At 69.5% G+C, this 632-nt stretch carries 1 protein-coding gene; it reads right to left on the bottom strand.

The features are described 5' to 3' along the window. The coding region (locus APY03_RS44130) for a DNA cytosine methyltransferase (RefSeq protein WP_332307392.1) at positions 1 to 632 on the bottom strand (632 nt) is incomplete at both ends.

Below are 632 nucleotides of genomic sequence, written 5' to 3' on the forward strand. Positions count from 1 at the left end.
TGCCGTAGGGCTGCTTCAGTCCTGCATATCCCGAGTACCAGCCTGCTGCCGCAGCGCCCGATCCAGCAGCGCCGGCAGCGTCTTGCCACGGCGCGAAGCCCGGCGAAGAATCCCCGCGCAGGCCTGGGCGCTCAAAAAGTACCTCGGCGGGATCGACGCCACCTCCACCACTTGCCACAAGAAACACGCGACGGCGCCGTTGGGCGACGCCGAAATATTGAGCGTCGAGCACGCGCCAGGCGATGCGGCGCCGGGGTCCAGACACACAACCTGCGTGCGCCCATTTTTGCCCTGGCGGTTCAAGCGCACGGCTTTCGCCGGCCAGTGCGCCCAGGAAGTGCCCGAAGGCGTTGCTGCGGTCGCTGAGGACGCCGGGGACGTTTTCCCAGACGAGCGTTGCCGGCGGGCGGCGGTCTTGGTGGCGGGTTTGGTCGATGGCATTTGCAAGCTCCACATAGGCAAGGGTCAAGGCGCCGCGCGGGTCATCCAGGCCACGGCGGGCGCCGGCCACGCTGAACGACTGGCACGGCGTGCCGCCGACCAGGAGGTCTGGCGCGGGCACGGTGCCGGCGCGGACCTGGCGGGCGATCGTGGTCATGTCGCCCAGGTTGGGCACGCGGGGGTAACGGTGG

It is taken from the genome of Variovorax sp. WDL1 (assembly GCF_001541225.1).
GTDB lineage: Bacteria > Pseudomonadota > Gammaproteobacteria > Burkholderiales > Burkholderiaceae_C > Variovorax.